Below are 13,750 nucleotides of genomic sequence, written 5' to 3'. Positions count from 1 at the left end.
TAGCTTTGCATAAAACATACAATCTCGTTAAAAAATATAGCAATTAAAGTCGGTTTATCGCCTATCCTCATCTATTTACCATTACAATGAAATGGTGTATTCTTAAGTCTGATATAAAAATTAAATATAGAAATTCATTCTCCTTCCTATTTATATAGAGGTTCTGAAATAAAGGAATGAAGAAATGGAGGAACATATGGTTACTAAGTTAAAACAGACGGATAACTCCTTCCCGCATTTCCTGCTGCTATTCATTGTGTTTCAACCAATTTTAGATTTATTAACGTCTTTTTCAATCTATGTATTACACATGAGCGCAACAGTCGGAATCGTAGTCCGTTTCGCCTTTATGCTTCTTGCATTAGGTTATCTACTTCTTCATCATAAACAACAAGGCGCGAAAAAGTATATTCTTTATTTATGTCTATTTGGCATCGTACTCGCAATCGGCCTTGTGAATAATTTAATGGTCAAATCTCCAGTTTCATTTGGAGAAGAAGTGAAATTTATTTTGAAAAGTATATATCCAATTGTACTACTGTTTGGATATATTATCGCACTAAAAGAATTAAAAAATAACGAATATGCGTTTCATAAAATCATTACGTATTTCTTATATGCAACGTTAATTTTAAGTATTTCAATCATTGCGGCTATGGCAACTGGTACAGATTTCCCAAGCTATCCAAACTCAAAGATCGGTTCAAGAGGATGGTTCTTTGCTGGAAATGATTTAAGTTCCATTTTCGCAATTATGTTCCCAATCGTTGTCTTATACTCGGTTCATAAAACAACTTCTTTCTCAAAAACGTATTACTGGATTCCAACTGTACTTGCGATGTATGCAAGCATTATGATTGGAACAAAAGTAGGCTATGGTGCCATCGTTATTACACTTGGTATCGCCCTTTTCTTCCTATTCATTGAATATATGATACATCGTAAAAAAGAAGGAAAAGGATTCACATATCTTGTAAACACAATTGTTGCTGCTGTCGTATTAGGAGGGTTACTCGTACTTACACCGCAAACTCCTATCGCAAAAAATATGAGCATCCATTTACAAATATATGAATACAAAAAATCAGTACAAGAAGAAAAAGACCGAAAAGAAGGAAAAGTAATTACAGAAGAAGAACATAAAGAAGGCGAACTAACAGACTCTGAAATGAAGAGTTTAATTTACAGTGATCGCGACAAATTTTTAAAAGTATATAAACAATACTATAAAGAAGCACCACTATCTCAAAAACTATTTGGAATGGGCTACGCTGGTAACTATACAACGAAAATGAAGTTAGTCGAAATGGACTTCCACGACCTATTCTTTGCATTCGGAATTGTCGGCTTCCTTATGTACTTACTGCCGCTTCTTTATTTCGGTATAAAAATATTCATTCGCTTGATCACAAACTTCAAGAAACTATTTAGCGTAAAACATATGCTACTAGCTAGCACACTCGTCTTATCGCTTGGAATCGGCTTTATGTCTGGACACGTATTAACAGCACCAGCCGTTAGCATTTTCTTTGTTGTGATACTCGCTTACCTAATTGTTGATTTAGAAATAGAATAAAAAGAAGCAGCATCCAAATCGATGCTGCTTCTTTTCTATTCCAACCCTTTACCGCCTCTAGCATTCAAAGTACTCATTCTTTCTGCTCCAGTAATCATTGGTTTTGCTCGCTTAATTAAATTTTGTGTAGACTCTAACATTAAAGATGCTTTATGTGCTTCTTCATTACTCCATACTTCAAAAACATATACAGCATTCGGCTCGTCATCAGCAGTACTTACAATATACACCTCACAACTATGAAGTGAGTTCATTGATTCCGCAGCCTCTAGCAAAATATTCGTTAATTCTTCCCGGTTACTTTCTTCCACAATAAACTTACCGTACAATCCGAATTTACTCATTCTTCTCCCCCCTAATTATGCCTCTCCCCTTATCCAAGCTAATATTTCTACATCAACATTTATGTTTCCTGTAAAAAAAAGACCGAATCACATTATGACTCAGTCTTTTTTACAAAACTATGTTTTTCTATTGAAAAGACGCCCGAATTTCCTCCAGCACCTCATCAATATTATCCTTCGTAATAACAATACCGAAATCTTTCGGCACATTATGATCTTCTTCATTTACAACTTTATGTGCAATCATCTTCCCGATTTCTGGTCTGAAATGATGTCCATCCATATAGTTATCTAAATTCTTTGTTACTGAATTTAAATACATGAAATGATGTACTTCTCCAAATACATCGACAGCATCATGGAGCCATCTTTTATAATCTTCCCATCGTCCTGATTGAATCATCGTACGGAACAATGGCTCTGAAACAGGCGTTGTGAAAATATAAAACTTTGCATTCGGATTATGGGATTTTACAGTACCTAATATTTCCTTCATATTTTGATACTCATAATTCCCACCATAAATCTCTCTACTAAATTTATCTACTTGCGCAGCAATTTGTGCGTCACGCTCTTCCTTCGTATACTCACGCATCGATTTTACATTATCACGATTATATACATCGATAGTTTTATTGTGATGAATGGAGTTTTGAATTGTATTTCGGGAATATGTAATCCCATCCATACTCACATACGATTTAATTGGATATAGTAAGCTTTGCGCCTCTTTAATATACACTTCGGGTTTATCAAAACCGATTTCTCTATTTTTGTTCGTTCCAAGGAAATCTAAACCAATCACAATAGAAGATAGTTCACTACCTTTTCGCTCTTTTGCATATTCAATGTACGCATCATATTCACGCGGATCTGTACTGCTTACTGCATAATTAAATGCGTTTAATCCAGTAAAATCATTTTCATTGATAAACGTTGTTCTACTACTTCCAAGTATAACGCCATCATATGTAAACGGACGATATGTTATATAATTCGTTTTTTGTTGCCTCTCATTAAACCCAAACTGAACATCATTCCACTTATTTTTATGCGAGAATAACCAAAGCGAATCTGCATAGCCATTAAATATTCCAACACCTGCAAGTGGAACAAAAACACATACAAAAACGAAAATAAGCCACTGTTTGTTTTTCATATTCTCCACCTAGAAATTAAAGTATAAAAACTCACTAATACTCGTTAAATGCAACACACTATACACAAGTAATATTGCAGTAAATAACGCCGTCCATACTGTCGGACGGAATGAGTCTTTTAACTGAATTGAATTTTTTAAGAAGAAACTAATACATAATGCCCCGAAAATGTACGCAACTATTTCCGTATTTAATAATGAAACATGATATGCTTCAGTAAATGAAACACCGTACTCTTTTAAAAATTGTAGTTTCTCCATAATAAATACGGGGAACACGCTATTTGCTAGTTCGAATCCATTAAATCCAAACATTCCTTTTAACACTTTCACCGCATCATGCATCGATGTTGCTCTAAAGAATACCCACGTTATATTAATGAAGAAAAACGTCACGAGCCATCCTGCCCAGGCTGGCATGCGACCTCCTGCTTTATTCCACAGACGATGAATGACAGATGCTAATCCGTGCAGAAATCCCCAGAAAATAAACGTCCAACCCGCTCCATGCCAAAGTCCACTTATTAAGAAAACAATCATAATATTGACGTATGTACGCGTAATTCCTTTTCTATTTCCTCCAAGAGAAATGTACACATATTTCGTTAAAAACTGGCTTAATGTCATATGCCAACGATGCCAAAAATCTTGTATACTCACCGCTTTATAAGGGGAATTAAAGTTTTGAGGCAATTTAATATTAAACATTAACGCAATCCCAATTGCCATATCACTATATCCACTGAAATCAAAATATAGCTGGAATGTAAACGCTAATGAGGAAAGCCACGCTTCAACAAATGTTAGCGACTGCTGTACATCAAATCCTTCCCGTACAACGGGAGATAAAACGTCTGCAATCCCTACCTTTTTGAAAATACCGATGGCAAATACAAAAATACCGAGAACGATATAATTTGATTGCCAACGCTTTTTACTACGATCAGCAAACTGCGGCATAATTTGCGCATGATGCACAATTGGTCCTGCAATAAGTTGTGGGAAAAATGTTACAAACAGAGCGTAATCAAGAAAATGACATGCCTCCGTTTCCCCGCGATACGTATCTACTAAAAACGCAATCTTTTGGAATGTATAGAAACTAATCGCAAGCGGTAACGTTAATGATAATAATGTAAAATGAGTTCCAAATAACGAATTTACATTTTGTAAAAAGAAATCATAGTACTTGAAATAACTAAGCATTCCTATATTAAATATTAAGCCTACTGTTAAAAGGAGTTTGCTCTTATACTTCACGAGCCTCATTCCGATAAAGTAGTTCACAATGAGCGATATTAACATAAGCGGCAAATATTTTATATTCCAATAACTATAGAAAAATAAAGATGCTGCCACAAGCCAAGCTTTCGCTAAAGTAGTTTGTCCCAATTTATTTAATAGAAAATATAAAAGAAATGCTATCGGTAAAAATAAAAAAATAAACTCAAACGAGTTAAATAACACACCATCTCTTCCCTTCTAAACAAATCACACCTTATTCATCTTATCTTATCCAGATAGCGAGTGTCAAAAGGATTCCATACCGCTTTCCTTCTATTATATAGAATAATTATTTTCATCGAATTATTAACATGATAAAATATTAAAGGCATCATTATATAAAAGAATATATAATAGATATGTCGTTTTTTTTGCACGAAATGTATTTCGAAAAAGTGAGGAGAGTCCTTTGGTATTTAGTAGTTCGATTTTCTTATTTATCTTTTTACCTCTCGTATTATTTTTCTATTTTATAGTGCGTGCCGAGCTACGTAATTTCGTATTACTTGCATTTAGTTTAATTTTCTATGCATGGGGCGAACCACGTTTCGTTCTTTTAATGCTCTTTTCCATCGTATTAAACTACTGCTTTGGCCTACTCGTGCATCATTATGATAAACGAAAAAATATGAAAGTCACATTTTTAATTATGGCTGTGGTCGGAAATATTTTATTACTGTCTTATTTTAAATATATTTCATTTTTCACAGACATTTTAAACAACGTCTTGCACTTATCTATTCATGTGGAACCTATTCCACTACCAATTGGAATTTCATTTTATACATTCCAAGCGATGTCTTATGTCATCGATATATACCGTAAAGATGGGGATGTTCAAAAAAATCCACTTAACTTAGCGCTCTATATATCTATTTTCCCTCAGCTTATTGCCGGACCAATTGTTCGTTACAATATCGTCGCTGAGCAAATTAAAACGCGCATCCATTCTTTTGAACGATTCACAGAAGGTATTCAAATTTTCGTTCTCGGACTAGCAAAAAAAATATTAATCGCCAACCAAGTCGGATTTGTAGCCGATAAAATATTTGCCTTACCACCATCTGAAATAAGTGTTGGAACGGCATGGATCGGTATTATCGCCTACACCCTGCAAATTTATTTCGACTTCTCAGGGTACTCTGATATGGCAATCGGAATTGGAAAAATGTTCGGATTTGATTTTCCGAAAAACTTCAACTATCCGTACATCTCTAAATCGATTTCAGAGTTTTGGAGAAGATGGCATATTACACTTGGTTCTTGGTTCCGCGATTACATATATATCCCGCTCGGCGGAAATCGCGTTTCAAAACTAGCGAATTACCGTAACCTCTTCATCGTATGGGGATTAACTGGTTTATGGCACGGGGCGAGTTGGACATTTATCTCCTGGGGCTTATATTACGGCTTTATTATTTCAATTGAAAAAGCTGGATTCGAAAAAATATTAAACAAACTATGGAAACCGCTGCAACATGCATACGTATTACTAATCGTTATGATTGGTTGGGTCTTCTTCCGAGCTGACAACTTCGCTTACTCGTTCCAATATTTAAAAGCGATGTTCGGCATGCAGGGACAATCTTTTATCGATGACAACACAATGTTATACGTACATGAATACATTATCGTATTTCTCATTGCCTGTATCGCAGCGACACCAATTTTAAAACGAATAAAAAACATACTAGAACTTGCACCAAAAACGTATATGTTCACGATGCAAATTGTGCGTCCTATATTATTACTATCATTATTTATGATTTCGGTTATGTACTTAATTAACTCAACATATAATCCATTTATTTATTTCAGGTTTTAACTTATCCCGCTATTTGCCAGGTAGTTGATCCCCAGGTGGGATTAACTGCCCGTAAAAGCCCGATTGGTAAAGGCTAATAATCAGTAGGGATGCCCCCACTGATTAAAGTTTCACTTTATGTAGGAAGGAAAAGTTACTATGAAAAAATTAGGAAACCTTATCCTATTAATCGGTTTTCTCACCATTATCTTTTCATTTGGCATACTATCGGTACTCAAAACTGACCGAGCCATTTCACCAGTTGAAAATCGGCCGCTCGCTCAAAAACCAGCACTGACGAAAGAAGCTCTCCTAAATGGTAGCTTCTTTAAAGATTTTGAAACATACACAAATGATCAACTAATTGGACGAGATGAATTTATTAAAAGCTATACAATTGCTCAAATTGATATGGGCAAATCTCTCATTAACGACATTATTTTGACTGATGATAGATGGCTCCTGAAAAATCCAGCGTGGACGAAAAAATATAATGAAATCGATCAATCCATGCCCGCTATAAACGACTTATCTCAGTTTTTAAAAGAACAAAACGTTGAGTTTTACTTTGCTTTACCACCGTCAAAAACGAATGCATTATCATTTAAATTACCTTCTCATATTTATACATATGCACAGGACAATTTAAATTACTTTCTAAAAAAACTTCCAGCTGACGTAAAGCCAATAAAACTGATGGAACAATTTAAACAGAACTATACGAACGAAGAAATACAGGACATGTATTTCAAAACAGATCATCATTGGAATATGGACGGTGCCTTCGTAGGCTACCAATATATAATGAACTCAATCGGGCAACAATCTTCTATATATAAAGGAAAAGAAATAAAAAAAGAAGACTACACTCGTACATGTGCGCAAAATAAGCATTTAGTCGGTAGCTTCAACAACCAACTATACCAACTCATCGATGCAACGGGTGAAAAATTGTGCTACTACACACCGAAAGACGGTTTCAACTTCACAAGCGTAACCGCAAAAGATGTGACAGGTACTGTTCATCAAAACTTAGATAGCATATACGGCGTAGAAAAACAAAAAGATACAACATCATACGCAGGTTATTACACGGACGACTATCCAGAAATCGTCTTTGAAAATAACAATGCACCAAATGAAGTACGCGCCTTAGTCCTTAAAGACTCATTCGCAAACGCAATCGTACCACACTTAGCACAAAGCTTTAAACATACATCCATCCTTGATCTGCGTCACTATCACGAAAAAGATGTATATCAGTACATTAAAGACAACAACATTAACATGGTATTGTTCGTGTATAGTGATTCGAATTTGAGCGGGGATATGTTTAAATTTAAAAAATAACTATTAAAAATAGGTCTCTTTAGAATCCTCTAAAGAGACCTATTTTTTTCAAAACAAAAACAATCCTCATGTCACAATGACATGAGGATTGCAAATCTAATCATTAGATTTTTTCTTTAATAACGTTGATTGTTACAGCTTTTGTACCATACTCAGTAGTTGGTGCCAATCTGTCTTTCACAACTTTAAAGATTACTGTACCTTTATCTCCAAATGCAGTTGTTACACCTTTGAAGACATCATTTTTGTTAGTAGCAGTTTCATCAGTTAAGAATTTGAATAAGTCATTTCCTTCTTTAGAAACTGTATCATTTGATTTAACAGCTGTTACATAACCAAGCGCAACATCGTTACCGTCGAATGTAGCATTGTCGTTACGATCTAGGTACACTTTACCTTGATCTGGACCTTCAGCGTCAACGATACGTACTTTATGTTCTGTTGAGATGTTTAATTTGATGCCATTTAGAACATCATCTTTATCACTCTTCACAACGTCTAGTACTCTGTCGATATTAACTGTACGGTTTTCAAATTGTTCAACCTCAACATCTTTAAATTTAACAGATGTAATTTGGATGTTTTCTTGTGTAACAGTAATTGTTGCGTGTCCAGCTGTAGCGCCATCTTTCGTTAAGATAACATCTGTAACACCAGCTGTTTTACCTGTTACTTTTAATGTTTTTCCTTCAATTTTAGCAGAAGCGATTTTATCATTACCTACTCTAAACTCATATCCTGCTAAGTCAGCTGCATCAGCATATACGCCTTCAGTAGTGTAATTAGATAATTGATATGCTACTGTATTTCCAGCACCAAGTGTAGTGTCAGCAGCTTCACCTTTTTGACCAGCTTTAGAAACAAGCTCTAAGCGTGGAGCTTCATGACCGACGTTGCTCTTCGTAACTTCCACATGAAGTGATCCGTAACCTTCACCACTTGCATTTGGATTTTGGAAGTGGATTGTACCAGCTCCAACGTTCTCACCTTTAACTTTAATAGAAGATGTACCGATAGAACCTTCATTTGTTGTAGTAACATCTAATACTTTTACAACACCCGTTTGCGGGAATACTTCTTTAATAGCACCAGAATTTGCACCAAATGGATCGCCGTATTGGTCAGTTGTTACGAATGTTACTGGTAACTCTTTACCATCTACAACTTTTAATTGATCTGGATTAGCTTTTACAGTTGTAAGTTTACGAGTATCCGTTTTTACAACGAAATCAAATGTTTTTGTTACATCGCCAACTTTAACTGTAAGTGTTGCAGAACCAGCTGCTTCTGCTTTAATTTCACCGTTTTTAACAGAGATAACACCTGGATTAGATGATTTTAGGCTAATCGCGCTAGGATCAACAACTTTGTTTTCTTTGTTAATTTGAGCAACAACTTTGTGGATACCAGCTTTTTCACCAGCAACTAAAGTTTTGCTGTTTAATGTGAAGTCTGTTCCACTTAAAGGTTTAGCGTAATTTACACCAGCTTTATCTGTATCTACTGCAAATACAACATCTTTAATTGCTGTTGCTTCTGCATCAAGGTTTTTCACTTCGATAATACCAGTGTTAGAAACTGTGATGCCGCCACGTTTCGTAACTTGTACTTCTACTTTGTATTTACCTTCATCGATACCAACTGCTAGTTTACCAGTTTTTGATTCTGCAGTGCCACCTTCAAAGATGTTTGCTGGCGTGCCATCTAAATTATTCGCAACAAATTTCACATCATGACCAGCGATATCTAAATACTCGATATCAGCGTTGCCTTTTTCTTCATTTAATTTGAAGACAACTGCTTGATCTGCACGATCGTCATCGAATGTAAGTTGTTCTACGCGTAATTTTTTCACTTCGTATACATACTTCACATTGAATGAATCGCCTTTTACTTTAACAGGAAGCTCTTTATTTGGAGCGATTTTTCCGCTTAACGTTACAACTGCAGATTTCCCGTCCTTACTAGCTTCAAGTGCGATCGCTTTATTTCCTTCAAGCGTAACATCTTCAGCAGTAAGCTTGTTTAATCCTGTACCAGTTAACGTTAATTGTGTTGGCTCAGTAGCAGTAACGTTTGTTACTTTCGTAACACTGTTATCTGGTTTTGCATATTTTTTATCTGTTAATGCGATAAATTGAGCTGCTTCTGCACGAGATACAGATTTATTTGGCTCCCATTTCGTACCAGTACCTACAGAGATTCCAAGGTTGATTAGGATGTTAGCTTTCTCTTCACCCCAATGTCCTCTTAAATCATCAAAGTTTGTAACTAATGTGCCATCTACTTTTTCTTTTAAGTTATAAGCACCTACTAGCATAGACGCGAAAGAAGCACGGTCAATCTTTCCTTCAGGATAGAAATTATCTTTACCGTCACCTTTAACGATACCAGCTTTTTCAACTGCTGCGATATATTTAGCAGCCCATGTATTTTTAGCATCTTTGAAAGAAGGCTGTGCATTATCATCAACTGGTAAATTTAAAATTTTAGTGAAAATAACAGCTGCAGAAGAACGATCGATTGTCTCATCTGGAGCATATGTACCGTCTGGCTTACCTGAAATTGCACCTTTTTCTACTAAGTAGTAAACAGAATCTTTAGACCAGTGATTTTCTACGTCTGGGAATGTTTTACCTGCTGCTGCTACTGGAGATACAATTCCTGCTACCATTGCTGCTGTCATTGTACCTGCGATTACTTTTTTGTAAGAGTTAGTCTTTGCCATTTTATAAATTTCCTCCTTCAGGAATATGCTACTAGTTTCATATCATATTAAATTTGAAAACTAGCTAGTTAGAAAAACCATAAAACAATAAAAACACAAACAAAAATACTATAATGAAAAGTAGTTCACATAATAAAATGATACAAACCGTTAGATGTAAATATAAGGTTTAAATACCATTTTTTGAAACAAGTTCATCATACTATACAAAACCATTCGTTATCAAGAACTTTCTCAAAAGAAGATTCGACACATTCTGATAATTCGGTCTTTTTATCGTATTATTAGCATATCAATAATACTTAAATATAGAAATGAACAAACTATTTTCCTATAAACCACTCTCACTGCGCTTCGTATATTTTTCATATCGAATACACAATTGGAATTATAGCACATTTTTCCACTTCATCACCTAAATATTTTTTACAATAAATACAATTTTCAGACTATATTCGACTAAAATGATTGTATTTCGACATTTTTTTCTTCTTTTCGAATGTTTTTTTAACAGAAAAAGGTGTGAATTTACAAATAATTTACATATCGGTGGGGTATTCTTCTATTTTTTGAAAGCGTTTTCGATTTGTTTCTCAATAAAACTACTCATTTCAATCTCAAATGTACATGAAATAAAATCAAAATAAAAAGCCTATGATACTCATAGACTTTTGTCTACTTTCTCATAGGCTTTAATAATTATTATTTTACTTCTTTAATAGAAACATCTACTCGTACTGGTTTGTCAAACTCAACTTTTTGTGTTTGCTCACCTTTTTTAACAGTAAGTTCTTTTACAAAGATTGAAGTAGAACCTTTTGTACCAAACTTAGCAGTTTCTTCACTTACAACATTTGTATCTGCAGAAACAAATTTCACGTCAGTTACAGTTGCACCTGCAGTTGTTGCTGGAACACCGTCAACTGATAAGATATCTAGAAGTGCATTTGTTAATTGGCTATCTTTAGCAACCTCGTTAAGAGATGTGCTTGTGAAATCTACTGCTAATTTTTTAGCTGCAGGTGCTGTATCAACAACTTTAAATGAATGAGTTGTGATTAGCTTACCGTCTGCTACTACAGTTACTTTATATGTTTCACCAGCTTTTGCTTCATTTCCTACAGTAATTGTGCCAGCAGCCTCATTTACAGCTACTTGACCTGCAGTTGCATCCACTACTTTACCATCTTTATCTGTAGTAGTAACTTTAAGTGTTGCTGCTTCTTTCTCTCTTAAAACTAAACCATTAGCATCTACTGGAAGAACAGAAACTACCATTTCATTCTTTTTGTTTTCTTCAGTAACGTACTTATCTAATTCAGTTTCTAAACCACGAACCTCAAATTTAGAGAATACACCTGGAGCTTTTAATTCTAAAGCTAGTGTAGATTTCACTTCTGTTTTACCAGATTTAGCTGTTAATTCTACAGTATATTTACCAGCTTCTTGGCCATTTGTATTTAAAACTACTTCTTTATTAGTATAAGTTGCTTTTAAGTTTTTAACTGCTTTACCGTCTTTATCAAGTACTTTCACTTCTACAGGAGCTGCGAACTCTTTTCCATATTGATCTAATACTGGAGCTTTTACAGATAAGTCAGTTACATCATTTGTAGACATTACTAAGCTAGTTTTTTCTAACTTAATCTCTTTTAAAGCTTTTTGAGCGAAAGCTTCAATTTCAACTGTTTTTGAAACAAGCTCTTTACCATTTGCATCTTTAACAGTTACTTTTACTGGTGCTTTTCCTGCTGCTAGTACAGTTACTTTACCAGTAGCTTTATCTACTACAGCTACCTCTGTATTTAATGACTCATATTCAGCTTTAACGTTTTTTACCACGTTATTGAATTGGTCTTTTAATTCTACTTGAACAGAAACGTTGTCGCCTTCATAAGCTTTATTGTTTTGTTTGAAGTCTTTAGAAGTGAAATCAGCTTTATCTGCTGCTACTGTCCAGTTAGAGATCGAAGCTACTGCAGTACCTTCAGCAGAAACTTTTACTTCTTTACTTTCAGCTACTACTTTACCGTCTTTTTTATAAACAGCTTTTACAGTAGTTGAAGTACCTTTTGCTAAAGTGATTTCACCTTTTGCATTAATTTTTTCAGAAGCTGGAGTTACGAATTCAATACCTGTTGGTGAAACAACTTCAGTACCGTTTTCATCTGTAACTTTGAATTGTAATTTAGTTGCCACATCAGCTACAACTGTTTGGTCAGCCATTTCGATTGTTTTTGCTTCTAAAGAACCTACAGCTACTTCAGCTTTACCAGCTTTATTTACATCTACAGTGTAAGTTTGTTTAGCTGCTAAGTTACTATATAATTCAACTGTAGCAGATTTTTTATCTTCTGATAAAGTTACTTCTTTAACTAATACTTTATCGTTGTTAGCTTTGTTAGCTACTTTGATGTCTTCTTTAGTTAATTTTTCAACAGCTTTGTTGAATTTAACTTCTACTTTTTGAGTTGTAACTGCTTTAGCTGATTCAACTGTTACTGCTGCTGTACCGAACTGCTTGTCAGTTTTAGCAATAAATTGAGCTGCTTCTGCTTTAGTTACAGATTTATTTGGCTCCCATTTGTCGCCAGTACCAACAGAGATTCCTAATTTAACTAGGATGTTAGCTTTATCTTTACCCCAGCTATCTTTTAAATCATCGAATTTAGTTTCTAGAGGACCGTCTACTTTAGTATCTAATTTGTAAGCTTCTACAAGAAGAGATGCCATAGAAACGCGGTCGATTTTTCCGTCTGGATCGAATGTGCCGTTACCTTTACCTTTAACAACGCCAGCTTTTTCTACTGCTGCGATAATTGGAGTAGCCCAGTGTGCTTGAGAATCAGTGTAAGATGGTTTAGCATCGTTATCGATTGGTAAGTTTAAGATTTTAGCCATCATTGTAGCTGCTTCTGCACGAGTTACTTCACGATCAGGAGCGAATGTACCATCTGGGTTACCAGCGATAGCACCTTTTTCTACTAGGTAGTAAACTGATTCTTTAGACCAGTGACCATCTACGTCTGGGAATGTTTTACCTGCTGCTGCTACTGGAGAAACAACACCTGCTACCATTGCTGCTGTCATTGTACCAGCGATTACTTTTTTGTAAGAGTTAGTCTTTGCCATTTTATGTATTTCCTCCTTAGGAATGTAATACTAGTTCCATAAGTTTTTAAATAGATATTCTATTTATTTTTGAAACTAGTAGATATAAATGTGGTTAAAGTATTCTTTGGATAGAATCACAAAGAAAGTATACACCATTTTTATCCAATCAAAAATCTGAAATTCGACAAAAAAGTGAATTTTCGCAATTCTGAGCGATCGTTTTTTCGACTTTTATTTTAAAAATCCAGATTATAAAATCAGAATATTTTAAACAGACGAAAAAAAGCGCCAGAATTACATTTCAAATAATTTTTTCATAACCATTTACAACTATAGCAGAAAAACGTTTCCAATTTCAATATCTAGTTATAAAGATATTACGACATTAATC

Annotated in this window: 8 protein-coding genes; 3 read left to right on the top strand and 5 right to left on the bottom strand. The window is 34.7% G+C overall.

Annotated features, from left to right (window positions below; all coding sequences use genetic code 11):
- The first annotated feature begins 196 nt into the window (after positions 1-196).
- On the top strand, positions 197-1,576 hold the full coding sequence (locus tag ACHZK0_RS04600; protein WP_395761217.1) for an O-antigen ligase family protein: 1,380 nt from the start codon (positions 197-199) through the stop codon (positions 1,574-1,576).
- 35 nt (positions 1,577-1,611) lie between these two features.
- Here ACHZK0_RS04600 and ACHZK0_RS04595 read toward each other — a convergent pair whose 3' ends face one another.
- From ACHZK0_RS04595 to ACHZK0_RS04585, 3 genes are all read right to left on the bottom strand, one after another.
- Complete coding sequence (locus tag ACHZK0_RS04595) at positions 1,612-1,920, bottom strand: putative quinol monooxygenase (protein WP_097818991.1); 309 nt, start codon at positions 1,918-1,920, stop codon at positions 1,612-1,614.
- Between the two features lie 127 nt (positions 1,921-2,047).
- Entirely contained in the window at positions 2,048-3,079 is a 1,032-nt protein-coding gene (locus tag ACHZK0_RS04590) for a hypothetical protein (RefSeq protein WP_073518883.1), read from the bottom strand.
- Positions 3,080-3,088: 9 nt separating this feature from the next.
- Positions 3,089-4,546, bottom strand: a complete 1,458-nt coding sequence (locus ACHZK0_RS04585) for an MBOAT family O-acyltransferase (protein WP_270340744.1) — start codon at positions 4,544-4,546, stop codon at positions 3,089-3,091.
- Between the two features lie 226 nt (positions 4,547-4,772).
- Here ACHZK0_RS04585 and ACHZK0_RS04580 point away from each other — a divergent pair, with 226 nt between their 5' ends.
- The gene (locus ACHZK0_RS04580) at positions 4,773-6,188 is read left to right on the top strand and encodes an MBOAT family O-acyltransferase (RefSeq protein WP_395761216.1); all 1,416 of its coding nucleotides are present in this window, start codon (positions 4,773-4,775) and stop codon (positions 6,186-6,188) included.
- 138 nt (positions 6,189-6,326) lie between these two features.
- Complete coding sequence (patB1, locus tag ACHZK0_RS04575) at positions 6,327-7,517, top strand: secondary cell wall polysaccharide O-acetyltransferase PatB1 (protein WP_395761215.1); 1,191 nt, start codon at positions 6,327-6,329, stop codon at positions 7,515-7,517.
- A gap of 103 nt (positions 7,518-7,620) precedes the next feature.
- Here the strand turns inward: patB1 and ACHZK0_RS04570 are convergent, their stop codons facing one another.
- On the bottom strand, positions 7,621-10,245 hold the full coding sequence (locus ACHZK0_RS04570) for an S-layer homology domain-containing protein (RefSeq protein ID WP_395761214.1): 2,625 nt from the start codon (positions 10,243-10,245) through the stop codon (positions 7,621-7,623).
- A gap of 702 nt (positions 10,246-10,947) precedes the next feature.
- A complete protein-coding gene (gene sap, locus ACHZK0_RS04565; protein ID WP_395761213.1) occupies positions 10,948-13,377 on the bottom strand; it encodes an S-layer protein Sap in 2,430 nt (809 codons plus the stop codon).
- Positions 13,378-13,750: the final 373 nt, after the last annotated feature.

Source organism: Bacillus sp. 3G2 (assembly GCF_044324725.1).
Taxonomy (GTDB): domain Bacteria; phylum Bacillota; class Bacilli; order Bacillales; family Bacillaceae_G; genus Bacillus_A; species Bacillus_A mobilis.
Note: the sequence above shows the minus strand (reverse complement) of the source record. Positions and strands in the feature narration are given on the sequence as shown.